Here is a 26,331-nt window from a genome sequence, read left to right on the forward strand (position 1 = left end):
GGAAGTGTGTTCACATGGGTCAATTCTCAGTGACAATTTATGGGGCTACCGGGTCAGTTCTCAGTGACAATCAACAGCGCGGGGTCTGAAAGCTTGTGAAGCTGAGCGGACGGACGGCATTGGGCCGTGGATTGGAGGCGGCGAGAGGCGCAGCGGCGGTCTTGCGCGGGGCAGAAGAGTGAACGGTCGGCCGCGCGTGCGGCATCGACGCCACCCTTTGGGCGGGGCGCGCCTCGGGCCGGGTTGCGGCCACTGCGTCGATATATGCCAAGGCTTCATCCAAGTCCCTGACGCTGGCGCGGATCATCTCTCCGTCCTCCTGCACCTTGTCGAAGACCATCAGCTGGGTTTCCACAGAGGTGCCGAGCTTGCGGTAAACCTGTCCCGGCATCGTGAGGGCCAAGCGCGGCGTCAGGAGACCGCAAGCGCGCGACCAATGCGCGGCATCGCGTTCGGGCGTGAATCCCGGCGGCATGATCGCCACCAGCCGCCCGCCATGCGCGAGACGCTTTGCAGCCGCAATGAGATGTTTGGCGGCGATGTGCTTGTCGCGGGATCGGTCGACCGAAGAGGCGAAGGGCGGGTTCATCAACACGATGTCGGGTAGAACCGGCGTCTGCAGCAGATCGTCGATATGCTCGCCGTCATGGCTCGTCACCTCGCCACCGAAGACAGCGCGCAATAGGCTCTGGCGAAAGGGGTCGATGTCATTGAGCAAAAGCATGGCACCGGCCCGGGCGGCGAAAGCAGCCAGGGCACCAGTGCCAGCCGAGGGCTCCAGCACGGTCTCGCCCTTGCGGATCGCCGCGGCGCACACCATCAGGGCCGCGAATGCCAGCGGCGTGGAAAACTGCTGCAGCCGGATCTGCTGCTCTGACCGGCGGGTTTCCGTCAGCAGCCGTGAGGCAAGCAGCTTTGCGGTGGCGATGTCACCCGCTGCGTTGTCCTCCCGCAACAGCATCTGGACGGCCGCGGCCTGCATCAGGTCATAGGCCTTCCGCCAGTCCCAGGCACCGCCAGAATCGCTACCAAGAAAGGTCTCTCGCATGATGCGTGCGAGCGCTGAGCTGCGCAGGGGCTGGTGGTCGATTTCCGCGCCGATTTGCGCCAGCGCAGAGGCGACGTTAGCGTCAGAGATTGAAAGAGTCGGGTTCGCCGGATTGGGCTTGGTCATGGGGAATTCCTTTGGATCAGGGTCTGAGTTCCAAAGGACAAAAAGCCCGCTTTCGCTTTTCGGTGTGATGAGGTCAGACCGCGCTGACCTCCAAGGCTTGGTCAGGGCTTGGATTGGCCCTGGCGCTTCGCATCAATCAAAGCCTGCGCGGCCTGCATTACCTGAACCTGTGAAGTTCCCGCGCGTGCATCCTCAAGCGCGGTCTGTACCTGCGCACGAAACCACGCGTCATACGAATTGACATCAGCCGCCACGGAAATGCTTCTCGAGACCGAGGTGCGGCTGTTCCTTAGCCGTTGGGTCCATTGCGCTTTCTCCGACTATGCGATGGGTCGATGCTACATCACCCACAGTGGTGCCGTAAACGGCAAGGCCGTAAGGTTAATAGCTAACCGGGCCACTTACCGATCGGGCGCCGCTTCGAGAGACGTCTCGAACCGCTTGTCCGCCACCGCAGCTTCTTTCAGGAGCGCGTCGAAATCGTCAGGTGGATTTCCATCTTCCAGCATCCCTTTGAACGTCGCATAGGCATCCGTCTTGCTGCCGTAGGCGCGCAGGGTCTTATCGTCGTTCACCCAGGCCACCACGATGACCTTCGCATCGCTGTTGAACCGGTAGAACAACCGATACTGCTGGAAGAATTTCGCCCGGAACCAGTGCTTGCGGTGATCGTCGAGTGTGCCGCCTTGCCGGAAGGCCGCGGAACCCGGATCCGCCGGTATGGCCTCGGCCACCAGCTTGAAGATGGCGGCAAGCCGTTTCGTGCAGTTCTTCTTTCGCCATGTCTTTGGATCGCGTGCCTTACGCGCCTCGACCTCCTCGATCAGCCCTTCTAGCTGGTCCAGAAAGAGCGGATGCGCATAAATCGACCATCCGTTTACGACAAGGGGCGCTTGGGCGGGCACGCTATCGCCGCTCATTCATCCTCAAGCGATAGCGGCGCATCGAGATCGACCTCAACCTCTCCGACCAGTGCTGCAAGACGGTCATGCAAAGCCCCATCGAACGCCCGAATGCGATCCGGATGCGCCTTGATATCGGCCTCGACAAAATCGAGAAAGGCTCCGAGCGCAGGATCTTCCTCGTCGCTGCGCACGGGCTCGATATAGACCCTGCCACTCGGCTCGGTGCAGTAGCGAATCTGGTCGCCTTTGCCCAACTTGAGCTGTTTGCGCACACCCGCCGGCACGGTCGTCTGATACCGATCCGTGAGTTTCGAGACGTCTTCTGCGAGCGCTGTCATGGCAGTCTCCTGAAAGAAAAGGGGCTTTGCTGCCCGTGATAGGTAATGCATCTGCATTGTCTTGTCAAGACAAGCCGCAGGATCTGCTGTCGCCGGCAGGTCGATGAACCGTCCGGCACAGCACCTATTCTCGCCCCGCGAGATACTCCGCCAGCACCGGGCTGACAGCACCTTTCGCGGAGCTGAGCAGCTCCGAACCCGCAAGCGTCGCTTTCGACAGGCGCACGAGCCCACCGGTTTCCTCGATGCGGTAGCACCGGCGTTTTTGCCGCCCGCGCCTGTAGTGGGTCGCGGTGACGATCTGGCAGGTGCTGCCGTCGGTGAGCGTGACCGGTTTTGCGAGCTTGATCTTGTCGCCTTCCTCGTAGTCCGGGATCGACGCCCAATCCCGGCAACGCTGGCGCCAGTCCTGGGCGTAGCTGTCCGGGTCTTTCAGATCGGAGAGAAGCTCGATCAGCCCAAGGGGAGCACGACACTCGTTCGGGCCAGCGCTTTCCTCCATATCCTTGTAGCCCCAGCAGCCGTCATCGTATCGGGTGAGGAAGACGGCTCCGAAAGTGATCGAGCCGTCCGCATGCGTAACATAGGTCGAGTCCTCGACAGGGGTGCCGTCGAGATTGGTGACCTTTGCCGCCGCATACCAGGTGGAGCCGACCTTGCAGGCTTTGACCAGTTCGGTTTTGCGCGTGTCGCCATGACAGGTGCAGAGCCGGGTGATTTCCGCTTTCTCATCCGCGTAGGTCTGGACGCGGCGGTCGGTGTAGAAGAGCCATCCCATTTCAGTGTCCTTTCTCTCGTTGGGGAAAATTGTTGTCGCCAATGTCCCGATAGGGCCGCAGGCCCGGCAGGGTATTGGCGATGCTTGCTTGAGAAAGGGCGCGTTATGCCGCCTTCCGATCATCGAGTTCCATCAGCGCATCGAGCGGCACGCGGTAGGGCTGCATGGCGTCGAAATCCTCGCAATTGCCGCAGTTCTGCACGATTGCGAAGGTGTCGCAGGCATCTTTGAGGATGACCTGGAAGGTGCCGCCGAGGCCCGAGGGCACTTCGTAGGTCCCGCCGATGAGATAGTCCGCGGCCCGGCGGACGAAGACACGGATGCTGTGGCCATCGGTGGCGAGCCGGATGGCCCCCTGCCCCCGGTCGATGAGCACCTGCACATCGTCGAGAATGTCGGTATAAAACTGGCCGGTCAGATCGCGAAACGCCATGCGGCGCTGCGCCATCCAATCGGTATCCCGAAACGGGTTCATGCCGTCGGCAAAGGCGAAGGACGGATCGGCCTGTTCGGTGGTGACGATGCGGGTGGTCGTGCCATCGATGCCGTTCGAGCGCAGATGCACGCCGTTGCCGACGATGAGGATCAGGGCCGGCCTGTCCACCGGGCCGTTCCAGTTGGGAAGGAAGGTTTTGCAGGCGCGCGCATGGGCGATCTGCGCTGCGACAGCGGAGGCAGAGAACTTGAGAATAGCCATGGGGATGTCTTTCCGTTGGGTGTGGGAGGGTCGACCCGCGCGGGCGGAATATCTCGCGCGGGTCGCGTGAGGCCTCAAGCCGCTTGCGCGATCTCGCTGTCAGGCTCGGGAGATGCCGAGGCGGGCTCCGCCTCATCACAGACGACACCGGCCGTCTGCATCATGGGCGGGCACCAGGCGGCCACGGCAGCGCGCTGCGCTTCCGTGAGCGTGGCGAAGGGCTCGGCGAAGAGCTTGTCGCAGAAGGCGACGATCTCCTTCTTGCTCGACGAGGCCAGCGTCACTGCCTCCTGTGCCAGACCCAGATCCTCGCCGAGGATCTTCAGGAGCCAGGCCTTCTTGAAGCGGTTGAAGAGCGCCGCGTTCGGCGTCCAATGCGCTCGGATGTCGGGCATGATCTCGATCTCGAAGTCATGCATCAGGCTGTCGCGCCGCGGGTCCCGGGCAAAGCAGGACTGCGTGGTACTGGCGGTGGCATAGGCCACGAGCTTGGCCTTCTCGCCGGCCTCCAGCGCGCGAAACGCCGCGAACTGATCGGCGGGCGAACGGCTGTCATCGAGCCAGGAGAGGTCCAGCGCATCATGCGCCGCCGCCACCTGCTCAAGCGAGGTCTCGTCGATCTCGTCCATCTTGGCATGGCTGCGGTATTCCTTGCGGGCGTCGACCTTGATCGCCTGCGTGACGCTCATGCCGCTGCCCAGAACATCGCTCACCAGCTTGAACAGGGTCAGATCGAGCGTGGCCTCCGGATGCAGCGCCATCGCAGCCCCGAGCGCCATGGCCCGCTCGGTCTTGAGGTCCTCTGCAAGCGAGGCCGGGTAGCTGATCTCGCCAGCGTCAGGGGCCTCCTGCGCGGTCGGGTTGGCCGACGAACCGCGCGCGCCCTCCTCTTTCGCGATGTCCTCCGGGCGGACGAGGCCAACATGGAGCGTGATCTGCCCACCCTGCCACGACGCAATCACCCCGGACCGCGCGAGGTCCTCAGCGCTATAGGCCTCTTGCAGGTCGCGAGCTTCCTCTTCCAGAGCGTCCACCCGGTCGTAGAGCGCATTGTAAGCGCCGTCCTCAAGCCCCTCATCTTCCATTTCGAGCTGCAGTTTCTCAAGTTCAGCGGTGATCTCATCCACGCGCTTCTGGGCGGTCTCATCCGGCTCGACGGGTCCTGGGTAGACACGGCCATAGTCTGCCATGGTCGCGTAATCATAACGCACCATCGCATCTGCCCAGGCAAAGCCTAGTTTTGCGCGGGCCTCCTCAGCGGCAGCCCCGAGTTTCTCGAGCAGTATGGTCTCGACCAGCGCCGCATCCTCGAGCACGGAATGCTCTTCCAGAAGATCGGCCGCGACAGCACCGCCGCGGGCCTCGTAGTCTTCACGCACGAAGGCCCCGATATCGTCGCTGACCTGCACGCCGCGCGATTTGAGCGCCTGACGGACGGTGTAGGCCTGCAGATAGCCGCCGTCTTTCGTGAGTGCCTCAAAGACCTCGCGCTGCACCTCCTGGCTCGGATGCTCGACAAAGGCCTTCATCGTGTCGAGCGTGATCGTCTTGGCCCGGGCCGCGGCGCGGATGTCGGGGTGGATCAGCCCGTAGCGCAGCCGGCCTTTCACGGCGGCCACCGTGGTGCCGAAGGTTTTTGCGATGGTCTCGGGCGTCTGGCCGTCGACCTCCATCATTCGGGCGAAGGCCTCGAACTCGTCGATGGCGTTCATCGGTGCCTGGGTGATGTTCTCGGCAAGCGACAGGGCCGTGGTGACATCGCAATCCTCGGGCACGAGGCGGCAGTCGATCTTCGTCTTCGCCGTGAAGCCCTTCGCGGACTTGTCCGCGACCAGTTCCTTCAGCGCGGCATGGCGTCGGCCACCGGCCAGCACGGCGTGTTTGCCGTCAAGCTTCTGGACAAGGAGCGGCTGGAGCAGGCCCAGCACAGCGATGCTGGCCTTCAAATGCGCGATGTTTTCGGAATTATAGGTTTCCGGCGAGTTGCTGCGCACATTGGCGGGATGCGGGATCAGATCGCCGATGGCGACGGTGAGAGGGGTAAAGTTTGCGGTCATGGGATGTCCTTTTCGATGGGTAGGATGCGGTCCGCGCGCTCGCGCGCGGCCAATCCCCGGCTTCAGGGATCACCACGACAAAAGGCCCACTCTCCCTTTGAAGGGTCAGTGGGCCTTCCGTGTCGGAGGTGTAGGACTTAAGGCTCCCCCCGCCCTACCAGTCGCGCGCCAGCATGATGGTCAGCACGCGCGTGGTAGTAGCGGGATTGTCCGGGGCCTCGGCACCGTAGCGGAAATCAGAATCCGCTTCATAGAGATCGATTTTCCAGAACACGGTCTCGCCCCGGATCTCGACCGCCCCGAAATCGTGCCAGCCTTCCGGGTCATTCTCGGGCTCGAACGTGGCAAACTCACCGGTGGCCTTCACCGCCTCGGCCATGAAGCCGTCACCGACCTCCATGAGCGAGCGGGTGACATGCATCCGGCCTTGGACGGGCTGCGCGGGCGGCACTCCAAGGCACGCGAGCTTGCGGAACGCGTCGTTCTGCGCGGCGATGACGCTCGGATCCGGGCATTCTGTATGGGGCTGTGCAGTGATGGTCATAGGGCTCTCCTTTGAGAAGTTGAAACACCCTTCCCAAAGCCTGCTTTTTCTTTTCCGCGGGGCGGAGGAACCGAAGCAGAAGGCGCCCTACCCGAACAGCCCCTTGGGTCTGTAATTCGGGTTGGGGATGGTTTCGATCCAACCGCCTTGTTCCTTGATGCTCTCAAGTGCCGCCGAGAGGGGATACGCGCCCTCGGACGCGCTCCACCAATAGGCACCGCGTTTGAAGGAGATGATCTTGCGGCGGCCGTCGTTGAAGCAGGCCACCCGCAGCGTCTTGGGTTCTTTACGTGACATGCGAGTCTCCGTTCTCCGTATGGTCAAGCAGCCTCGGCGCTGCGCCCTGCCCTGCCCGCCTCTGACCGTGCGATCAGGTAATCACAGGCGCGCTGCGCATCCGCGGCGTGCTTGAAGATCGCACCCTTATCTGAGCGAAGAACGCGCAACCAGTTGTGGAGATAGGCGGCATTCATCTCGAGCGTATGGGCCGTGAAGCCGAGCGTCTGGCCGAGAAACACCGAGGTCAGCTCGGCGACGATCTCTTCGCGGGCATAGGCCGTGTTGCCGAAGCGCGAGAGGCCGTAGTCGCGATTGAGCCGATGCGGGGTTTTCGTGGCATGGGCCAACTCATGGGCCCAGACCCCGTAGAAGTTCCGCGGGTTCTCAAACCGCGTGATGGACGGCATGTAGACCTTGTCCACGGGCGGCAAATAGTACGCTTCCGTGCCCGTGAAGACGGTCGTGATGTCGATAGCGTCGAAAAACGCCTGCATGTGCGGGATGGGTTCAGCGGGCGGATGCTCGGGCGCGGGCTCCGGGTCCGGATAGAAGCTCTCGGGCAAGCCCTCGATCTGACAGGCATTGAACACGCGGTAGGATTTCTGGAAGCGGAAGACGCGGGCCTCCTCGGAGTGATCATTGCTCTCCCCCTGATCATCCTCGCCGTCGGCGTCTTTCCGGCTTTGACCATAATAGACGACGACAGAGGACTTCTCGCCCTTGCGCACCTTCGCGTCCAACGCATTGGCCTGCGGCAGCGTCATCCAGAAGGGCAAGCTATGGCCCGCCATGACGGTGCGCATGGTCAGCAGGAAGTTGTTGACCCCTTGGTAGGGCTCACCGCCCACGCGCAGGGGGCGTGAGCTGCCGCCTGCCGTCCAGGGCTTGCGCCACGGCAGAACGCCGCGCTCGATGATGCGGATGATTTCGTTCGTGATGACCTCGGAGGCATCAAATTTGGGCGTGCGGGATCGGGCCATGGCTGGCCTCCTTTCGTGTGTGGGTGAGATGTTTGGGGATCAGATTTTCTGACTGGGCCGCGGATCGTTGGCGACCTTCGCGCCAAGCGCTTCGACCATGTCGATGTAGGTGGTCAGCGAGACAGACTGGCCGGCACCTGAGTGGTCAGCGTCGACCGATCCGCCTCGCACCACCCGCGGCAGGTTCGCGAAGGCAATAACATCGGTGACGGGTCGGATATCGATGAAGGGCGTCCCGAGTGCGACCGCAAGAGCGGCCAAGGGAAATCGTTCGGTCGGCGCGAAACTCGACACGGTGGTCCAACCGAGATGGATGAACGTCCCACCCTCCCCGCAGATCACGTGCGCGTTTGGCAATGACGCCGCCTGCCTGAGATAGCCGAGATCGCGGAGAACGGCTTTCCGCTCGAGCTTCCGTGCCAGCCCTGTCTGACCGGCTCGGCGCAGCTCTCTATGCCGCCACCAAGAGGCAGCGGTCGCGCGCAACACGCGCAAGACACCTGTTTGCATGGGAATGCCCTTCATCCGGAAAAACAGACCGGAACCCGGCCCGGACCCATCTGAGGGACCCCAAAGGCCCTCATCCGTCAGTCACAAAACCCGAAGAACACTTTCTCTTTCCAACCGCCAACTGGACCGCGGAAACTGACAAGGGTCCGACACCACCGCGGTTCCCAAGGGCTTCATACAGTCAGTGCCGGTTGGGGTCCAAGATCGGCAAGGAATATCGGCAACCCCAGCCCGGACGCGGCAATCGTCGCCCTATTATCAATGACTTATCTGATTTTCTCGATCGGCAAAAATCGCGCCTGCTGCGACTTTTCGGGCCCAAAAATCTGGATGTCCGACGTTCAGAGCAATCCCGCGTTACGGATTAGCTTGGGAAACGAAGGTGCTGCACCCCCTGCCACCTTGCAATTCAGCAATAATGTCGCTATATACCGTCATTATCACTGTAGGGGCATAGATCATGCACATCACGAACTTTGCAGAAGCTGGGCAATTCGAACCGCGCAAGATCGCCGCAGCCTTGCGCACTTCGGCTGAGGAAATCGCATTGACCGTTGGCTTGGGCAAAGATGCGTTGCAGAGGCGAACCCGCATCGGTTCGGACAAGACGCAGCGTCGCCTGCGCGAGTTGGTTGAGGTGCTGAACAAAGTCGAACCGCGCTTCGGCTCAGAACTGATGGCCTATGCATGGTACCGGTCAGAGCCCCTGCCCGGCTTTGATGGCCGGACAGCCATGCAGCTGGTGCAGGAAGGCAAAGCTCAGCAAGTTCTGGAATACATCGATGCGGTCGATGCGGGCGTCTTTGCCTGATGCCGCTGAAAGATGGGCGCTACACAGGGCCACTCTATCGCGCCCTGAACCCGGTCTATGCGCGTGAACCTCTCTCCGGACGAGGCGCTGAACTCTATGGAGGGCGCTTCAACGCCAAGGGCACCCCTACGCTCTACACCTCGCTGGATCCCGCGACCGCTCTTAGAGAAGCCAACCAGGTCGGCAGCCTGCAACCCACGATCCTGGTGTCCTACAAGGCCGACCTTGGGCCTATTTTCGATACCCGCCATCAGGACGGACTTGACCGGTATGGCGCGACCGAGGCGATGCTTGCCGACCCTGTATGGCGCATGAAGATGCTCGATGGCCAATTGGTGCCGACACAGGAGTTAGCACGCGCCCTCAATGCGGATGGGTTTGCAGGGCTTCTGATCCAGAGTTTTGCCAAGGGCGCGTCATCATCGGACTTCAACATCGTTTTGTGGGGCTGGGCTGGCAAAAACGGTTCTTTGGAAGTTGTGGATGACGAAGAACGGCTGTCACGCATGTGAGTTGTGAGACTTGGTGCCGGATCTGTCCACCGCGGTGGACATCGGCCGGTCGGAGAAACACGGAATGACCGCGCAGAAGCGCCCTATTGGAATTTGGCTCGGTAGCTATGATGCGTGTGGAAAGACCGCGGGTCATCCTGCCGTTACCCATGTTGGGCCGTTCGTGGTTGTAAGACCAGAGCCACTCCGTGGCAATCTGCTGAACCGCCTCAATGCTTTCGAAAATGTAAAGGTCCAGCCATTCGTGCCGGACCGTCCGGTTGTAGCGCTCGACATAGGCATTCTGCTGGGGCTTGCCGGGTTGGATATAAGACAGGGTGATGCCCTTGTTCTCAGCCCATTCCATGAGGGTGCCGCTGATGTATTCCGGGCCCTTATCGAAACAAATTGTTCCAAGAGCACCGCGCCATTCGATGATCTGGTTCAGCGCCCGCACGACCCGCTCAGCAGGCAGCGAGAAGTCGATCTCGATGCCCAAGCCCTCGCGGTTGAAATCATCCAGGACATTCAACAGCGAAAACTGGCGACCGTCGCCGAGGCGATCCGCCATGAAGTCCATCGACCACACCTCGTTCGGTGCGTCCGGCACAGCCAGCTCATCAGGTTTGTCCCGCTTCATCCGTTTGCGCAGCTTGATCCTGCGGTTCAGTTCCAACTCGCGGTAGATCCGATACACCCGCTTGTGGTTCCAGCCATGCCCCTAGACGTTGCGCAGGTAGAGAAAGCACAGACCGAAGCCCCAGCTCTTCTTCGCTGCTGTCAGCCCCAATAGCAGATCCGCGATTTGCTCGTTCTCATCGTCTAGGTTGGGGCTGTACCGATAGCAGGTCTCACTGACGTCGAACGCCCGGCACGCCAGCGCAATGCTGACCCCCTTCATCGCCACCGCTTTCACGGCCAACTCTCGGCGCTGAGCTCGCCGTCTCATTTTTTCCAAGCGCCTCCTTCAGGAGGTCATTCTGCATGCTGACGTCGGCATACATGCGCTTCAGGCGTCGGTTCTCCTCGGCCATCGCCTTCATCTCGCTAATCAGGCTGGCGTCCATGCCGCCGTACTTCGCCCGCCATTTGTACAGCGTGGCGCTGCTCATGCCATGTTCCCGGCACAGTTCGGCGGCAGGCACAACGCCCTCCATCTGGCGCAGCACGCCCATGATCTGCGCCTCGGTGAATCGTGTCTTCTTCATCGGAATCTCCTCGTTCATCCTGCCGAGAAAATTTTTCTTCCGCATCTCCTTTAGATCGGTGGGTATTACCATTGGACTAGTTGCCGGTCAGACGTCCACCGCGGTGGACACTAGGCGGTTTGCATAGCAGTTTTGGATAGACGCTTGATCAAAGCCATTGGATCAAACTGGTCTTGACGTTGGCCCAAGGTAATACTGTGAAAATACGCTCCAAAGTCCCTGATACGTTTTCCAAGTTGTAGCATGATGAAGATCGCGCATGACGCTTTCTGAGCTCCGACTGCATTCTTGGCTTTTTCGAATGTATCTGGGTGAATCCCCATCATGGGTGCAAGTGTTCGAGCATGGTTTTCAATTTCCAACCAGTTTCTAAGTCTCTCTGTGGAGAACGACGTCGCTTGATCGCAAACTGAGGTTAGCAAGTCTGGTTTCAGAGCTTCATTGCCTATGTTGCTATCTAAATCTTTTTTTTCTTCTTCAGACTTAGATTGGTGCCGGACAGTTTGTCCGTCATTGGCGGGCAATTCTACAGTTTCTGGTGGGTCATCTGGGGTATGTAAACTCTGGCATTCTCTGTCTGTGTCTGCGAGTAGCGCGTGGTATTCAGGAAGGCTCAGCTTCCTGCGTAGAGCTCTCCGTGCGTGGCTGATGAATGTGTTGCTGGGATCATGCTCTTCCAAGTGGGCGAGTTTTGTGAGGATCTGTTTGCGGGCAAATATCCGATCCCGCCGGTTATTTTCCATCTCATGTGCTATGGCGATAAGCTCGTTCGCACGTTGGAGGAGGGGGGTTAGAGATAGTCCATAACTGATGCATTCCCCGCTGGACGAGCGAACGCGGTAGCGCTTTCGGTTCGAGCTGTCATTGCGCTTGATGAAACCGAGTTCAACGAAACGGTTGATGTGTCTGCGAAGGGTCCGTTCGTCGATACCGCCGACGCGCTGGCAAATCGAGTCGTTGGACGCGAAAACCGTTTCCCCATGGCCGGGCTTCAAGAAACTGAGCATGGCTTGAAGTGTTTGGATATGGCCAGGACGCAGACCGAATACGCTACGTGCATCTCTCAGTGCCCTGAAGATGGTCCAGATGTCGGTTTCAGCCGCAGAAATTGAGCCGCAAGATGCATCAGCACCATCGGTTCTGATCGATAGTTTTGTAAATGCCATGGTTTGTTCACGACGACCGTTCGGCCCACAACTTCCCTGTCTCTTCCCAAGATTTCGCTCAGGAAAAGGCAATAAAAATCCGTCCACCGAATCGGTGACTCTTGACCAGTTTGCTGGAGGTTGCTACATCATGAGTGCTAATCGAATGATGAGGGCTCTCCAGGGGAAACTTTGGGGGGCTCTTTTCTTTCTGGTCTTCGCTTTTCTCCTCTGCTCGCGTTACTCGGTGTGGCTTGGGTTAGGACCCAGAGCCGCTCTCATTCCGCCACTGTTTGAAGAGCTGCAAAAGCGTTGCCTCCGCGCGCTCTTCGAACCATCGGCCGAATTCTGGGTTGTCCTTCTTGGCGATCTTGATGGCGATCGTTTTCTGATCGACTGTCAGTGTTCCCACGGAGCTACCGTCCCCGTCTTTGACGACGGACGTTAGGCTGCGGTTGGCTTGCTTCTTGTCGCTACGCGCCTTGTTCGAGCAAGCCGAGTAGACTGCCTGAAACTTCTCCGCGCTTGGAGTGTCGTCGGGCAGGGCGGCAATTGCCTCTTTGGCCGTGTTCACCAGATCTATCTTTTTTGAGAACGCGGCCAGGTCACCCCACTGCCGTCGTCCGATGCCATGTGCCGGCCCGATCAGCTGTACAAGCCCTTCTGGCAGTTGCTCTATGACGACGCGATGGTTGGATACGCCCTGCCGTGTCAAGCCTAGAGCATCCTGAATAACGTTTGGCTTGTAACCTGATTCCTGCATCTCTTTGATAAAAAGAGATTTCTCGATGAAAGACGGGTCTAGTCGGAGGTTGTTCTCTTGGCCCTGTGCGATCAGAGATGCGTCGTCATCCAAGGTTCGAACGATCGCCTTGACCGTTCCGCCGACCATGCGGATCGCTGCAAGTCTGCGTCGGCCGTAGATGATACGGTATCTGTCCGGTTGGGCCGATGGACGGACCATAATTGGCACTTGTTGCCCATGCTTGCGAATGCTTTCGGCCAACTCATCAATACTGGAATCCTCCAGTACCAACCGATCGCGCAGACCATCCATGTCAATCTGATCGGGCTCGATGTCCCGAATGGAATTCGCGGTAATCTCGCGCAAAGAGTCGCGCAATCCGCCAACAGATCCTGGCAGTTTTGCCGCTTTTGGCGGGGTAGGGGAGGGGGCCGCGCTCTGCTTCGCGTCCTTTGGAGGCTGATTGAAGATATTTCGGGCCATCAGCGACGCCCCCATGCCATTTGGATTGTTTGTTCCAACTCATCGCCAACGCCGTTCACGCTGGTCAGAGCGCGATCAATCGTTTTCCTGATGAACTGGCTCGGATCAACTTCGTAGACGGTTTGCTGGGTCATGCCGGCGTCCGAGATTGCTGTAGACTTCAGCATTGGCTCAGTCATGACCTGACCGGCCAAGATCGATCTCAGGTAGCCCGCCATTTGCGTCTGAGGCCCGTCCGAAGGCTCGTATCTCGTTATCAAGAACTTAACGAAGTCCCAGGTAACGCGCCGGCCAATGGCTTCTTCGACAGCCTTCACCGTTTCCGAAGCAAGCTTGAGGAACTGGCTCATAGAAGCAATGTCGAGCATGCCTGGTACCACCGTTACCAGGAGCCCCGTCGAGGCTGCCAACGCCGTTAGGGTAAGAAAACCAAGTTGAGGTGGACAGTCGATCAGAACGATGTCGTAATTCGCCTCTACTTCCTCAAGCGCTAAGGCGAGACGCTCCGCAAATATGGGCTGCACCCGGCGGGCGAGGGCGTTTGCCGTCTCAGTTTCGTATTCCGAGAGCATTAGGCCCGCTGGGACCATATCGAGCTTATGGAAGTAAGTTTTTTGGATAACGGCCGAGAGCGGAACTTGTTCCTCATATCTCAGGGCATCATAGATTGTGCCGCCTTCAGCGAACTCGAGCTCAGGCCGAAAGCCGAAAAAGGTGGTCAAACTTGCCTGCGGATCGAGATCCAAGACCAACACTCGGTAACCTCGCAAAGCATACCGTTGTGCAAGATGGATCGTTGCTGTTGTTTTTGATGATCCGCCTTTGAAATTGACGACAGATATCACCTGGAGACGATCGCCGTCACGTCGACCAGGGCGGTAGCTTTCTGCGTTCTTTCCGGTGCGCCCCAGAATGTCGCGCAGCTTATCGATCTCCTGGGCTGTGTAGAACCGGTGTCCGCGGTTGTCTGTTTGAACTTCCGGGAAGCTGCCGTCCTTGTGCCGGTTGCGCAGGTTAGATGTGCTCACGCGCAGGAGGCTGGCAACTTCGGTAGAACTGAAACGGCGCAGGGACTTTCGTTCTTCGGGCTCGAAAGCGATCTTCATCTGGCGATCCAAAGATTCAGCCAGATTGTCGGCAAATGCTCCGATGTCGGAAGAGCCTATGCCTTGCGCGTATCCAACGTTACGATCATCCATGTCCTGCCGCCCACTCTCGGCCTCTGTTGAGGCTCTTGGTCATTCTGACGGTGTACAGCGCGTCTGACGCGTTTTGCCGTCAGAACGGGAATGCCACGATCAAGTGAGTCCGGCAAGAAGAATCTAGATGTAGTGTGAAAGTTATCCACAGCACCAATACGTACAGTCACATCAAGATAACCGCAAGTTGTTGATTTTACGGCAATAAGTCCACAAGACCGTGCTTCAAGCCGCTCATGAGGATTGTTTGGACGGTATTGGCTAAACCCATGCAACCAATGGCACAATTGACCTTCTGACAGTGTTTGGAGCGATAGATTCAGCTGTTTGAGCCTCTGCTAGTTACAGTTGGGAGTGAGCCGATTCTGATGAAATTAGGCCAAGCCGCTCCGCGCGTTCGAGCAACATTTTGACCGAAGACGGCTGCCAGCTGGTACGACCTCGAGGGGTCCGTTCGCGCATCGATTCCAGCCGGTCGCAGATCGCCTGCAGCGTGATTTCGGGGTCCGCGCCTTTGATCGCTGCGACGATGGCCGGCAGGCGGTCATTGGTTTCGCGGCGTCCGGCGCGGCCAAGCACCTCGGCAGGAAGGAAACCGTCTCTGACATAGGCCTTCACAGCGCGGAGCAGTCGGCTTTGTGTCCAATGGCGATCTGGGGACAGTCGGCCATTGATGATCCGCAGCAGGTCTTCCCAGGCCATATCCGGCCGCAAGCGGCGCACATGGGGCACCCAATCCTGCGCGGTCTCGTTGAGGCGCTCCATATAGCCGTCCTGTCGCGCAAGCCGCACCTTGCGCAGCGCGGCGGGATCCTTGGCGCGTAGCCCAGGATTGCCACCAACGCGCCCTTTGGCGCGCGCAGAGGCAAGCCCGGCCTTGGTGCGTTCGCGGATCAGAGCGCGCTCGAACTCGGCCGCGGCACCCAGAACCTGCAGCGTGAACTTGCCTTGCGGGGATGCGGTGTCGATGGGATCCTGCAGGGAGCGGAAGAAGGCGCCCTTGGCCTCCAGACGTTCGATCACCTCCAGCAAGTGCGACAGAGACCGCGCAAGCCGGTCGATCCGCACAACGACCAGCGTATCGCCGCTCTGGACGCGTTCGAGCACGCGTGCCAGCACCGGTCGCGCGCGATTGCCGCCCGAGGCGTGCTCTTCAAAGATCTCGACGCAACCCGCAGTTTGCAGGGCCTCAGACTGGGGCAGGGGGGTCTGATCCTCTGTGGAAACACGGGCGTAGCCTATCAGGGGCATGAAATCGGGCCGTTTGCAATTTAAGGTATCGCTAATAAACGACCGTTTGTAAACGAATGCAAGTAAGTGCTCTCTCGTCGTGCTCGTCCAAAAACCCTTGGTTTCCTTGCGCTGAGCGCGATCTGAGAGGTTCCACCGGCAGTCGCGCGCGCATACTATATAAAGAGCAAAGGCAACCGCCACAAAATCACTTGGGTAATGTGCAAAAGAACAGTATTTTGCACATATGAAGCCCCAAGCATCCGCTTTGACAGATAATTTCGATGACCCCCTCATCACCATCGAGGAGGATGAAGAAGCTCACGAAGAGGATCTCTGGTTTCTGCCGGGACCACTCGATGAAGAACCAGATGATTTACCTCCCGGGCCACGGGCAGAACCGCCAGACACTGCTGTCATCGATGACTGGGCAAAGGCAGAAGGCGTTCACGCTGCGCGACTGGCAAAGGTGGCTGGACGCTTAGGAGCTCTGGATGATCGGCTGCTGCGTGGCCCGGAAGGCTGGCGGCATCGCCTCGCTTTGATCGAGGCAGCGAACCTCAGCTGGTTCTCAGGGGATCGGGTGAGTTCTGATCGTCTGGCGCTCTGGATATCGATGCGGCTCTCGGGCGCACAGGATGACCCAAATGCCCTTGCAAGAGTTGGATGGGCTGTTCGGCGCCTGACAGGCGGTCCCGGACCAAAGGCTGATTTGGCCGCCTTCCTGGATCGCCGCGATCCCGAGAACATTGAAGACAGCGCTGAGCGTTTCGAAGATCGCGCGGGCGGATGGTTGGACGTAATGGCCGCCGCTGCCGAACTCCACCCAATCACGCGGGCTTGCATGGGCTTTCATCTCTGGAGCCTGGCGGGCCTCGGACAGCACGGCGACCAGATCGAAGCCGCCGTCACCGCGTCCAGGATCGCGGCCAGCGACGGAAGCGGCGCCATCTTCGCACCGCTAGCTATGGGCGGGGCAGGGGGGCTGCGTGTCTCGGGCTTGCCACCCGAACGCTTGACCCGCTGGTTGGATGGGATGAACAGCGCAATTCTAACGGCGATGCGGCATCTAGACGATGCCGAGACATGGAGTGCTCGGGCGGAAGGAGTCATGTCTCAGCTTTCGGGGCGAACTCCGGCGGCTCTTCGTTCGGCGTTGACAGAATGGCCTTTGGTGTCAGCCCCGATGGCGGAGGCATTAACAGGCGCAAGTCGCGCGGCGGTTCAAAGGAACCTCGCCTGGATGGAAGAGAGAGGCCTGATCCGAGAAGTGACGCAACAAGGACGATTCAGGATGTGGCGGATCAAGGACTAGACCGTTGTGATCAGATCCAGCGACAGGGACCTTCTCGGTTCATTGAGGGAGGAGCGCTTATCGCCAATGCTTACGTTCATCGATGTCGCCAAAGGGTGGTGTCGCGTAGCCCTTAATTGTGAGATGAGAAATCCAACGAAATCAACAGCTGTGCTTTGCCCTTAAATATGAGATTTTGCCTTTAATTCCGATATTTTTGCTCTTAAACCTGAGACAGGGTTCACAGACATTTGCGGCAAATATCGATGGATGATGATGGCGAAGACTACGTTGCCGTTGGTGCTGAAGAAGCGCGCAGGGCCGCGGTGCTGCGTCCCCTTGTTCAGGCCTTTCTCAAAGGGACTGGCAGTCTGGAAAGTGGCATCAATGACGCCGTTTGGGAGCTTGGTGTCAGCAGGGCGACGGTCTGGCGTTGGGTAAAGCGGTTGGCGGAAGAGGGTGGGCGCACCAGCGCTCTGACGCCGCGGAAACGGGGCCGCCCGACCGGGACGATCTTGATATCCAGCAAAGTCGAAGCGGTGATCGAAGAGCACCTTCGCCGTTATTTTTTGCGCCGGGAGCGTTCGAGCCTGTCGCGCGTCGTGACAGAAATCCGCAGCGCGTGCTGGCAACAGGGCCTGCAGCCACCGACGCGGCGGACGGTTCAGCGTCGTCTGGATGCAATGAATGCCCGCAAAGTTGCGAAGGCACGAGAGGGCGCAAAGGCGGCCCGCCAGAAGTTTGCGCCGGTCACGGGTGAAAACAAGGCAAATCATCCTCTGGAAATCGTGCAAATCGACCATACGCCCGCAGACATTATTCTTGTCGACAGTTTTGAGCGCCAAGCAATTGGCCGGCCTTGGGTCACGCTGTCGATCGACATCGCAACGCGGATGGTAACCGGATACTACACTTCTCTTGAGGCTCCTTCGCGTCTGTCTGTGGCGCTTTGCCTGACACAGGCGGTTGCCCCCAAGGCGCAACTTCTGACGGAATTGGCGTGCAATATTCCTTGGCCCGCACAAGGCAAACCGCAGAGTGTCCATGTCGACAATGGCCGCGATTTCCGGTCGCGGGCCTTTCGGTCGGCCTGTGCGGAATGGGGGATCGATCTGGTCTATCGACCGCCGGGAAGTCCTCACTTCGGAGGTCACATCGAACGTTTGATCGGGACGATGATGGGGGCGGTTCACCTCCTGCCGGGCACAACGCAATCCTCGGTCACGACCAAGGGCGACTATGATGCCGAAGGCATGGCCACGATGACGTTGAGCGAATTCGATCGTTGGTTTGCTTTGGAAATCTGCCGTTACAACAACAGCATTCATTCAAGTCTTGGCTGCACGCCCGTTGCCAAATGGGAGGCGCTCTCAGAACAAATGACGGGCGATATCCCATTTGATATCGAAGCCTTTCAGGTGAGTTTCCTGCCGAGCGAACTGCGCAAGATCAGGCGTGACGGCATCCATCTGTTCCAGATACGGTACTGGTCCGATGCCCTTGCAGGCCACATCGGGCGCGGGGATGGAAAGGTGGTCGTTCGCTACGATCCTCGTGATATCTCAATGATCTGGGTCGAACTGGACGATGGCCGATTTGTTGAGGCGCGGTACAGAAATCTGGAAATTCCGCCCGTGCCACTCTGGGAATATCGCGAAGCCATGAGGAGGGCTCGGGCCCTTGGCAAGTCCGGGTCCAATGAGCTGGTTCTGGCTGAGCTGATCCGCCAGCAACGCCAGATCGAGACTGAAAGCCGGGGCCTGACGAAGGCCGAACGCCGATCCCGTGAAAGAAAAGGGACATTGGAGAGCGCCAACTCGGCCGTCTCGTCAACCGAAGGGCTGCGCGCGATCGATACGGGTGATACATCGCGCCCATTGTTCAAGGTGGAGAGATGGTGAATTGAGGGCAGGGACAACTGAAGAAGACGGCCGGATCGCCCTCATTCAATCGGATATCTGGATCGGCTTTCCACGGGCGGAACAGGTGTTGGACCGCTTGCAGGGCATGATCGAAGCGCCACGACAAACCCGTATGCCTGGGCTTCTTGTGCATGGCGCCTCCGGGATTGGAAAGACGATGATTGCCCGAAACCTGTCGCGCAAGTACGCACCAGAATACGATCCGGCATCAGGCATCACCCGCACACCGCTTCTGCTGTTGCAAGCGCCGCCCGCACCTGATGAACGGCGGTTTTACCTGCATATCCTGGCCGCCGTTGGCGCCCCGGCGACGGCACTGAGCGCCCGCGCTCAAAATGTGGCTTCCCTCGAAGTCCGTGTCATCGCGCTACTGCGTGACCTTGGCCTGCGGATGATCATGATCGACGAGGTTCACAACCTTTTGGCCGGGACCCACCGCGAACAGCGACGCTTTCTCAATGTTCTGCGGTATCTCAGCAATGAACTCGAAGTGTCGCTGGTCTGCCTCGGGGTCAGCGAGGCTGTCGATGCCATCCGTGGTGATATCCAACTTGCCAGGCGGCTGGACGAACATCACCTGCCAAACTGGCGCGATGATGCCGAGTTCTCGGATATGATCCAGACACTCATCGCGGCAATGCCCCTCAACAAAAAATCCAATCTGAAGGTCAAGTCGCTCAAGCAGATACTTGCACTGACCGGTGGGGTGACCTCGCGCATTTTCGCCCTAGTCAAGGATCTTTCCATCGAGGCCATTGTCACCGGTGAGGAATGCATCACCGATGACGCAATCGCAAAATGGACGCCGGTTTGGTCGCGCCATGCGAACGCCCATCGGCGGCTCGAGAAGACCGGCGTGTGACGCTGCGACCGCTGCCAAAGACTGTCGCACCGCTTCCAGACGAGTTGTTGTCAGGTTGGTTGTCTCGGTTGGCTGCGGCCAACTACTGTAATGACGCGGAACTGCTGGCTCATATCGAAATCGATACCACGCATGGCACCGCCTTGGACTTCAGCATCGACGCGGCTGCGGCAGAGAAGATTGCCAATGCCGCACGGGTCGCCCCAGATGTCGTGCGATCTTTGACCTTTCCGGCAATGACGCCACGAGAAGCATCGCTGACGGCCCAGATGCCATTCCAGCATTGTCTGCAATGCTCCCGAGAGGGCCTTTCGCTCAGGCATTGGAGGCGGGCCTGGGCATTCGACTGTCGGGTTTGCGGGACGAGACTTGTGCAGACCCTCGGCAAAGCCGGTGACGAACCAATATCCGACAAACTGATATACCGAGCGCGCCGCGGGGCAGGGATGCTTGAATGCGCCGCGCGATCGCAAGGCCCCAGGCAACTTCGGCGCGCAATGCGCGCAGTCACCTTTGCCATGTCACTTAAGGGCTGCCACGGGGAGCCCTTGTTCGCTCTTCAGAGCCACAGACCGGAAGTGAGGCTGTTGTGCCTTGCCGCAATCGCCGCCGCGCGATCTCATCCTTGGCTAAGGCAGCCATCGTCAGCTCCGCCATAGACGACTTTGCCAAGGTTGCTCTCTTGCGCGCCTTCGAGAAGGAGCATCGATTGCTAGCCGCGGTCGATCACATCGCGCAAAGGCACGCGAGAAGCAAAGGCCCCATGACAGCCGAATCTCGCAATTAAAGGCAAAACTCAATGCCGAAAGCGTCTCGTCTCAGATTTAAGGGAAACGCGACATCGGCCTTGCGAATATGAGGCATCCGGGTGAGCGAAGCGGCAGGCTGCTGGTGCGCGGCGATCCACGATATCGCCTGGAACAGCCAGCCATCACGGTGCCAAGGATCGTCACCCTCCGCCAACGTCAGTTGTTTGATCGCTGCAGTCGCCTGCTCGGCATTGGCAGCAGGTCCCGGCACCCCCGCACCGCTCAGGATCTTGGCGACGTGGCGATATTGGCCGAGAACTATACGTGCAACCTGTTCGGCGAGTGCGTCCTCATCATCGATGGACCACGCCCAGCCGTGGCAGAGTTCGCCATGATCTATTGGAACGAGTTTGAGAGTCATGGGCACGCCGAGCCATTGCCCGAACTTGTAGGGGAGCAACCCAGCCACGATTGACATTCATGGTCGAATGGCAATTGTCATCGCACCTTTCTCTAGGCAGTGGTGGGTAGCGGATCGGTACCCTCGCTGAGGATGGTCAGATAGGCGCGATAGCTGAAAACACGCCCCCGCTTCCTCCCAGTAATCTCCTCAAGAATTCCGAAGCGTTGGAGGTCGGCGAGGGCCGCGTTCACCGTCGGAGCCGACAGACCGGTGTACTCGACCAGTTGGTTCGCGGTCAGGAAGGGGTGCTGCTGGAACAGTTCATGGATACGCAGTGACGAACCGGCGCGATCGCTTTGCGCTGAAATGCGCTCGCGATCCTCCTTAAACAGGTCAACAATCCGCGTGGCGGCATCAAATGCCTGGTTTGCCGTATCCGCCACGCCAGCGAGGAAGAAGTCAAGCCAAGCCTCCCACTGACCATGCTCACGAACCTCCTGGAGCAGGCGATAGTAATCAGCGCGATGCGTCTTAAGAAACAAGCTCAGATAGAGGAGAGGCTTTTGCAGCACCCCATTGACGCAGAGGTACAATGTTACCAGCAACCTGCCGATGCGGCCATTGCCGTCGAGAAAAGGGTGGATGGTTTCAAACTGGACGTGCAGCAGTCCTGCCTTGATGAGAGCAGGAAGGCGGGACTGGTCGTCGTGCATGAAGCGTTCAAACGCGCCGAGGCAATTGTCCAGTTCCGTGACGGGGGGTGGAACGTACAGCGCATTACCGGGACGTGTCCCTCCGATCCAGTTCTGGGAGCGCCTAAACTCCCCGGGGTCCTTGGTGCCGCCACGTCCGCTTTGCAGCAAACGCGCATGCATCTCGCGGATTAGCCTCAGGGACAGTGGCAAGTCTTCGAGGCGCTCCAACCCGTACATCATGGCATCGACGTAGTTCGAGACCTCGCGGATGTCATCGATTGGCTGGCCCGCCTGTGCTTCGGTCTCGAAACGCAGCAGGTCTGTCAGCGTCGATTGCGTTCCTTCGATCTGTGAGGAAAGTACGGCCTCCTTGCGGACATACATATAGAGGAACAGTTCCTGGCGCGGCAGAAGCATCGTGATGCCATCCAGCCGCCCTAAGGCGCGCTCCGCGAGGCTGAGTCGGTCGAGAAGCCCCAGTACGTCGATTGTTGGGACTGGAGGCAGGGGAGGTGGTACGAAGGCGCGGACCGTCTCTCCTGCAACGGGGGTTTCGACAAAGCGGCCAAGGCGTTGGTTGGGGTCTGAATCGGTCATAGCTCACTATGATGCCCCTCTTTTATTTAAGCAATACGGGCTTCGCTTAAATAGTGGGTAGGCTAAGATAAGCGGGTTTAATTAACGTGGTGAGAGTAGGTCAGTGGCAATATGAGCGGGTTCATGGCAGCTTCCTACTGCTCTCGGTTGCAGGAATCCTTCCCGATGCCTGTGCGGAATAGCCTCTTCCAGAGAACACCATCGATCACGAGTCGCCAATCGAGACCTTTCGGCTCATTGGCCCGCATTACGGGCGTCCTACGCGATATGGCAGCTACGCGCACGACAACTCGGATGGCTGAAGAAGGCCAAAGGTCGTATCTGTTACATTCCGAGTCGGGGTTAGTTTCATCAAATCGGCGAACGGAATTCGTGGGTGCTTGTTGTCCATAAATCATCCTGCCCTTTGGTCAGGACCGCGCCCTACTCGGTCGGCTGCATGCAGCCGCCCTCCCCGAGCTGAAACGCTGCCTCTCCCTGCGACGTACCGCTGGCCGTGCCGTCTCCTCCGGAGCCAGCCCGACCAGCCGTCGCATGGTCGTGGCAACGCTTCATCTCGGCCATTCGGTAACGGTCGCTGGGGCGGGGCGGGTCGCTTCAATAGTCTCGTTTTTCCCGTGTCAGCCGGTGTTAGTCCTCGCTTTGCCGGACATGCTGTTCTGCCATCATTGACCGCAAAGGAGTTTCGACAACCGCCGGATCGCTCTGGCCAAAGCTGGCAGAGGGTCGGTGTTGGACGCGATGTAAAAAATCGCAAACTATTGGGATGCCGAAGAGGGTTGGTCCGAAATCGGGATGACCCGCGCCCGGTGCAGATGCCACGGCGGTCTGCTTGAAATCGCTCAGCCAGATGGCACCTCACTCGACCAACTTACCACGGGCAAGCGGTCGCGCCACGTTAGGCAAGGCTCGGCAAAGCGCGAACCCGTCCGGCTGCGGCTCGGGGTGAGAGGGCAGAAAGGACACCGCCCCCGGCAGTTTCATCGGCTGTTCACCTGGGTGTCCTTCGCGGCCACCGCACTTCTCCCGATGTGTTGCTCTGCATGACATGCTGGTCGCAGCTGTCGTCCCGTCCACAAAGGTTGTCGCCGATCTTTTTCCCCTGACCCTACGGGTCATTCCTCGCGCGCCAAAAAGACCGGCGCCTGCCCCTCTCCGCTACGCTTCGCCTTCGGTGTGGCCGGGCCTTGGCCAGCTGCAAGGTGACCATCATTGCAATGCAAACAAGGAGAAGAGCAATGACCACGAACTGCATTAAATTCACCAGCACCGACATCGAAACCGCCAAGGGCGTCGGCTCCATCTCGACCCTGACCTTCGACCTCGACATCACGGTCGAACCCGTCGCGAGCACGAACCCGATGGCCCCCACGCACCGCGTCCTCGGCCGCTCCCCGCGCGGCAAGCTGGTCGAGTGCGGCGGCATCTGGAAGAAGCAGAACAAGGAGACCGGCGCCGACTACTACACGCTGACCATCCGCGACCACGGCTTCAACGCCAACCTCGGCAAGGCCGCAAACCAGGACGATCTGTCCCTGCAGGCTGTCATCCCTTGGGGCCCCAAAGACGCCGCCTAAGCCAACGGCCAGACCGCTCCGGCGGTCTGGTTTTTTCTTGTTCCTGGGAACGACAGCGGTTTGAGTGAACGAACGAAATATGAAGCCCCGAAGCAGCCTATTGCGGGCAACATTGCGAGCTTCATAAGTCCTACACCACCCTTGCTCAGGGCAGCATGACCCCGCGGTTCTGAACGGTCACATACATCAGCGTCCAAGAATTAAGGGAACAGTGACACCCGCATAGCTGTCCTGCACGGTTACACTGTGCTCGGCATCCCGCTCGCGGAGGCCGTGAGATCAGTCTTTGTCTTGGACGAACGGCACGTGCTCAATTGGCGCGACGGATGCTGAGTTATCGGACCTGATGAATACACTCCGCGCGAAAACTCTAAAGATCGGGATGAGACACAGCATCTACATCCCAAAACCGCCGCATTGCTTCCGGAGGAACTCTTGTCAGGTTGGTTGTCGCGGCTGTCTGCGGCTAATTTCTGTCATGCGACGCTTCCTGCTCATGTCTAAATCTGATAGCGCGCCGATCGCCGGACGTGATGCAGATCGTTCAATCATCGCGGCGAGCGCGATGTCAGGCGAAGAGCGCAAGAAGCGGTGCTACGGCCTTCTGCCAGCTGTCACGCGCTTCAAGCCGGCCGATCCAGCCCGCGATTCTGGGGAATTCGTCCAGCGAAATCCCCGCTTGGTCGCGATACATGAATGTGGTCGCCAGATAGAAGTCGGCAAGGCTGAGTGCGCCTGCAATCCAATCCTTATCGTCGAGTCCGGTTTCCAGAACGGCAAGGAACTGATCGGTGGCTTTCCGTTCCGCTTCGACCACAGTAGGATCAGGATCGCCCATGCCGAATTTCTCTTTGAGGAACAGCTCAAAGGACAACTTCTGCATCGCCGGGCCTAGGTGGATGGCTTGCCACCAGGCCCACTGATCGACGAGGGCCCGCGTCTTGAGGCCATCAGGATAGAGCCCTGCCTCGGGCCGGATCCCGGCCAGATAGGCACAGATCGCCCGGGACTCCCAGAGCACGAAATTCCCGTCCTCCAAAACAGGCACCTTTGCATTTGAATTGCGGGCAAGAAATTCCGCCGCGCGGTTGTCCCCGGCACGGATGTCGACCTCGACGATTTCGAGTTCCACGCCCAGTTCGTGCGCCACCGCCCGTACACGCAGCGCATTCGGTGAGAAGTTCGCGTTGTAAAGCCTCATGACATTTTCCAGCATTATTGTTCCTGCGGCGCCTGAAGAAGCGCCGCGCGGTTAGCGGCCAGGAAATCGGCCACCGACTGTCCGGGCTTGCCGGTGAGCGATTCGAGATCGCCGCTGGCCACATCGAGATAGCCCTGCGCGATTGCTTCGTCGAAGGAGGCAAAGACCCTCGCCATGAACTCCGGCAGTCCATTTGCGATCATCGCCTGCACCAGATCCTCGGCGGGCAGGGCGACATAGGGGATTTCCTTACCCGCAATTTCGGACAAGATCGCCGCGACCTCGGCCTGGCTGACCGTCTCCGGCCCGGTGATATCGAGGGTCTCCCTTCCCGTAGCTTTCATTAGCGCCGCGGCTGCGGCACGGGCGCAATCCGCGCGTGTCACATATCCGGTCTTGCCATCTGCTGCGGCGGAGAAATGCGTGCCCATGGCGACGCTCTGCTGGCCGCCCATCAACAGAAAGTCGGTGTACATATTGTTGCGCAGGATCGTATGATCCGCCCCACTTTCCGTGATCAGCTTCTCGGTCCCTTCGTGGTCTTGAGCGAATCCGATTGGACTTTCCGCGACTGGGCCTGCGAAGGAGGTATAGACGATGTGGTCGATACCTACCGTCTTGGCCGCAGCAATCGCATTGGAATGAGCTGCGAGCCGCTTGCCCGGCTCCAGATCGTCGGTGGAGATGATGAGGAGACGCTTGCCGCCCGCGAAGGCTGCTTCAAGAGAAGCCGGGTCGTTGAAATCGCCCTCGCGCGCCTCGACTCTTTTTCCCGCCAGATCGGCAAGCTTGTCGGGAGTGCGCGAGATCGCGATGACCGGCCCGGCACCTGCCTGAACCAGCAGGTCGACCACCTGCCGGCCAAGTTGTCCGGACGCGCCGGTCACGATGAAGGGGCCGTTCTGGATGTTGGACATGGTATCTCTCTTATCTTGATGTTTCTGCAAGCGCGCTTGCGATCAATCGTGGATTTGGGTGGGGGCGGGATTCGCCAGCTTGCCGCGCGCGAAACCCCAGCTTGTGGTCAGGATTTTGATCATCACATCGACCTCTGCCTCATCGCGTGGAGCAAAGGCCATGATCGCATTGGCCGGGATGTATCCGGCCGAGGCCATCGGGTGCTGTTCGCCCCATCCCTTCGCGATGAGTTCCTCAACCGCCGCCAGCGGCAGCATCATGTGCGACGAACCGTCATAGGCGGGATGCACATGCGCAAATTCGCGTCCGATCATGAAGGCTTCGCGCGGGCCGCAGGCATGCGGCCGCGGCAGGACTAATGCCTCGGCGCCGGGGACCGAAATACCCGATCGGCAACGCTCGACGAAGGGCAGGGCGAAGGCCTTCTGCTTGAACAATGCGTGAATCTCGGCCGAGGAGTTCTGCGACACTTGCTCATGCGGGGCGCACTCGGTGGTTTCGGGGCGCGGACCCTGCCGCAAGGGAAGTTCGAAGCACAT

General features: G+C 59.4%; 26 protein-coding genes and 2 pseudogenes. 7 read left to right on the top strand and 21 right to left on the bottom strand.

Annotation, left to right across the window (positions count from 1 at the left end; genetic code table 11):
• Positions 1–76: 76 nt before the first annotated feature.
• The 11 genes and pseudogenes from ACGYK2_RS15085 to ACGYK2_RS15135 all read right to left on the bottom strand — a co-directional run.
• A pseudogene (locus ACGYK2_RS15085) lies at positions 77–1,174 on the bottom strand (SAM-dependent methyltransferase); the annotation flags it as partial.
• A gap of 101 nt (positions 1,175–1,275) precedes the next feature.
• Positions 1,276–1,428, bottom strand: coding sequence for a StaA (locus tag ACGYK2_RS15090; protein ID WP_152467377.1), 153 nt, complete (start codon positions 1,426–1,428; stop codon positions 1,276–1,278).
• Between the two features lie 147 nt (positions 1,429–1,575).
• Entirely contained in the window at positions 1,576–2,094 is a 519-nt protein-coding gene (locus ACGYK2_RS15095; protein ID WP_394374329.1) for a type II toxin-antitoxin system YhaV family toxin, read from the bottom strand.
• Positions 2,091–2,417: a type II toxin-antitoxin system PrlF family antitoxin gene (locus tag ACGYK2_RS15100; protein WP_152467379.1), complete on the bottom strand. Its 327-nt coding sequence runs from the start codon at positions 2,415–2,417 to the stop codon at positions 2,091–2,093. The genes ACGYK2_RS15095 and ACGYK2_RS15100 overlap by 4 nt, the downstream gene beginning before the upstream one ends.
• Before the next feature lie 124 nt (positions 2,418–2,541).
• A complete protein-coding gene (locus ACGYK2_RS15105) occupies positions 2,542–3,195 on the bottom strand; it encodes a DUF6927 domain-containing protein (RefSeq protein ID WP_238368309.1) in 654 nt (217 codons plus the stop codon).
• 103 nt (positions 3,196–3,298) lie between these two features.
• Positions 3,299–3,892 carry a regulator gene (locus tag ACGYK2_RS15110; protein WP_238368310.1) on the bottom strand — a complete coding sequence of 198 codons (594 nt, stop codon included), beginning with the start codon at positions 3,890–3,892 and terminating at the stop codon, positions 3,299–3,301.
• Positions 3,893–3,966: 74 nt separating this feature from the next.
• Positions 3,967–5,949 (bottom strand): ParB/RepB/Spo0J family partition protein, encoded by a 1,983-nt coding sequence (locus ACGYK2_RS15115; protein WP_238368311.1) that lies wholly within the window; start codon positions 5,947–5,949, stop codon positions 3,967–3,969.
• A 154-nt stretch (positions 5,950–6,103) separates the two neighbouring features.
• The gene (locus tag ACGYK2_RS15120) at positions 6,104–6,493 is read right to left on the bottom strand and encodes a DUF3768 domain-containing protein (protein ID WP_238368312.1); all 390 of its coding nucleotides are present in this window, start codon (positions 6,491–6,493) and stop codon (positions 6,104–6,106) included.
• 87 nt (positions 6,494–6,580) lie between these two features.
• The gene (locus ACGYK2_RS15125) at positions 6,581–6,790 is read right to left on the bottom strand and encodes a DUF6330 family protein (protein WP_197919454.1); all 210 of its coding nucleotides are present in this window, start codon (positions 6,788–6,790) and stop codon (positions 6,581–6,583) included.
• A gap of 23 nt (positions 6,791–6,813) precedes the next feature.
• Positions 6,814–7,752, bottom strand: a complete 939-nt coding sequence (locus ACGYK2_RS15130; RefSeq protein WP_394374330.1) for an ArdC family protein — start codon at positions 7,750–7,752, stop codon at positions 6,814–6,816.
• Positions 7,753–7,791: 39 nt separating this feature from the next.
• On the bottom strand, positions 7,792–8,277 hold the full coding sequence (locus tag ACGYK2_RS15135; protein ID WP_197919452.1) for a hypothetical protein: 486 nt from the start codon (positions 8,275–8,277) through the stop codon (positions 7,792–7,794).
• Positions 8,278–8,722: 445 nt separating this feature from the next.
• On the opposite strand from ACGYK2_RS15135, the gene ACGYK2_RS15140 reads away from it, so the two are divergent.
• Positions 8,723–9,073: an MbcA/ParS/Xre antitoxin family protein gene (locus tag ACGYK2_RS15140; protein WP_152467386.1), complete on the top strand. Its 351-nt coding sequence runs from the start codon at positions 8,723–8,725 to the stop codon at positions 9,071–9,073.
• Complete coding sequence (locus ACGYK2_RS15145) at positions 9,073–9,585, top strand: RES family NAD+ phosphorylase (RefSeq protein WP_152467387.1); 513 nt, start codon at positions 9,073–9,075, stop codon at positions 9,583–9,585. Before ACGYK2_RS15140 ends, ACGYK2_RS15145 begins: the two co-directional genes overlap by 1 nt.
• A gap of 103 nt (positions 9,586–9,688) precedes the next feature.
• Here the strand turns inward: ACGYK2_RS15145 and ACGYK2_RS15150 are convergent.
• The 5 genes and pseudogenes from ACGYK2_RS15150 to ACGYK2_RS15170 all read right to left on the bottom strand — a co-directional run.
• A pseudogene (locus ACGYK2_RS15150) lies at positions 9,689–10,772 on the bottom strand (IS3 family transposase); the annotation flags it as partial.
• 110 nt (positions 10,773–10,882) lie between these two features.
• A complete protein-coding gene (gene repC, locus ACGYK2_RS15155) occupies positions 10,883–11,938 on the bottom strand; it encodes a plasmid replication protein RepC (protein ID WP_152467388.1) in 1,056 nt (351 codons plus the stop codon).
• Between the two features lie 238 nt (positions 11,939–12,176).
• A complete protein-coding gene (gene repB, locus ACGYK2_RS15160; protein WP_394374331.1) occupies positions 12,177–13,145 on the bottom strand; it encodes a plasmid partitioning protein RepB in 969 nt (322 codons plus the stop codon).
• Entirely contained in the window at positions 13,145–14,344 is a 1,200-nt protein-coding gene (gene repA, locus ACGYK2_RS15165) for a plasmid partitioning protein RepA (protein WP_152467390.1), read from the bottom strand. Before repA ends, repB begins: the two co-directional genes overlap by 1 nt.
• A 342-nt stretch (positions 14,345–14,686) precedes the next feature.
• Positions 14,687–15,595, bottom strand: a complete 909-nt coding sequence (locus tag ACGYK2_RS15170; protein WP_152467450.1) for a recombinase family protein — start codon at positions 15,593–15,595, stop codon at positions 14,687–14,689.
• 226 nt (positions 15,596–15,821) lie between these two features.
• Here ACGYK2_RS15170 and ACGYK2_RS15175 point away from each other — a divergent pair, with 226 nt between their 5' ends.
• The 4 genes from ACGYK2_RS15175 (at position 15,822) to ACGYK2_RS15190 (ending at position 20,311) form a co-directional block, all read left to right on the top strand.
• Positions 15,822–16,889: a hypothetical protein gene (locus ACGYK2_RS15175; RefSeq protein ID WP_152467179.1), complete on the top strand. Its 1,068-nt coding sequence runs from the start codon at positions 15,822–15,824 to the stop codon at positions 16,887–16,889.
• A 245-nt stretch (positions 16,890–17,134) separates the two neighbouring features.
• On the top strand, positions 17,135–18,769 hold the full coding sequence (locus ACGYK2_RS15180; RefSeq protein WP_152467153.1) for a Mu transposase C-terminal domain-containing protein: 1,635 nt from the start codon (positions 17,135–17,137) through the stop codon (positions 18,767–18,769).
• A gap of 1 nt (position 18,770) precedes the next feature.
• Positions 18,771–19,652 carry a TniB family NTP-binding protein gene (locus ACGYK2_RS15185; protein ID WP_152467199.1) on the top strand — a complete coding sequence of 294 codons (882 nt, stop codon included), beginning with the start codon at positions 18,771–18,773 and terminating at the stop codon, positions 19,650–19,652.
• Positions 19,589–20,311: a TniQ family protein gene (locus ACGYK2_RS15190; RefSeq protein WP_238368764.1), complete on the top strand. Its 723-nt coding sequence runs from the start codon at positions 19,589–19,591 to the stop codon at positions 20,309–20,311. Before ACGYK2_RS15185 ends, ACGYK2_RS15190 begins: the two co-directional genes overlap by 64 nt.
• Before the next feature lie 124 nt (positions 20,312–20,435).
• Here ACGYK2_RS15190 and ACGYK2_RS15195 read toward each other — a convergent pair whose 3' ends face one another.
• Positions 20,436–20,870 carry a hypothetical protein gene (locus ACGYK2_RS15195; protein ID WP_254702672.1) on the bottom strand — a complete coding sequence of 145 codons (435 nt, stop codon included), beginning with the start codon at positions 20,868–20,870 and terminating at the stop codon, positions 20,436–20,438.
• Between the two features lie 44 nt (positions 20,871–20,914).
• Positions 20,915–22,096, bottom strand: a complete 1,182-nt coding sequence (locus ACGYK2_RS15200; RefSeq protein ID WP_152467152.1) for a Fic family protein — start codon at positions 22,094–22,096, stop codon at positions 20,915–20,917.
• 1,238 nt (positions 22,097–23,334) lie between these two features.
• Between ACGYK2_RS15200 and ACGYK2_RS15205 the strand changes: the two genes are divergently transcribed.
• Positions 23,335–23,673 carry a DUF736 family protein gene (locus ACGYK2_RS15205; protein ID WP_065331505.1) on the top strand — a complete coding sequence of 113 codons (339 nt, stop codon included), beginning with the start codon at positions 23,335–23,337 and terminating at the stop codon, positions 23,671–23,673.
• Between the two features lie 568 nt (positions 23,674–24,241).
• Here the strand turns inward: ACGYK2_RS15205 and ACGYK2_RS15210 are convergent.
• Genes ACGYK2_RS15210 through ACGYK2_RS15220 form a run of 3 tightly spaced genes read right to left on the bottom strand, consistent with a single transcriptional unit; the run spans position 24,242 to position 26,331 of the window.
• Positions 24,242–24,889, bottom strand: coding sequence for a glutathione S-transferase family protein (locus tag ACGYK2_RS15210; RefSeq protein WP_051372683.1), 648 nt, complete (start codon positions 24,887–24,889; stop codon positions 24,242–24,244).
• The gene (locus ACGYK2_RS15215; RefSeq protein ID WP_152467180.1) at positions 24,889–25,791 is read right to left on the bottom strand and encodes an SDR family oxidoreductase; all 903 of its coding nucleotides are present in this window, start codon (positions 25,789–25,791) and stop codon (positions 24,889–24,891) included. The genes ACGYK2_RS15210 and ACGYK2_RS15215 overlap by 1 nt, the downstream gene beginning before the upstream one ends.
• 42 nt (positions 25,792–25,833) lie before the next feature.
• On the bottom strand, positions 25,834–26,331 hold the full coding sequence (locus ACGYK2_RS15220; RefSeq protein ID WP_036051542.1) for a luciferase family protein: 498 nt from the start codon (positions 26,329–26,331) through the stop codon (positions 25,834–25,836).

The organism is Sulfitobacter sp. 1A10359, from assembly GCF_043558145.1.
GTDB lineage: Bacteria > Pseudomonadota > Alphaproteobacteria > Rhodobacterales > Rhodobacteraceae > Sulfitobacter > Sulfitobacter faviae.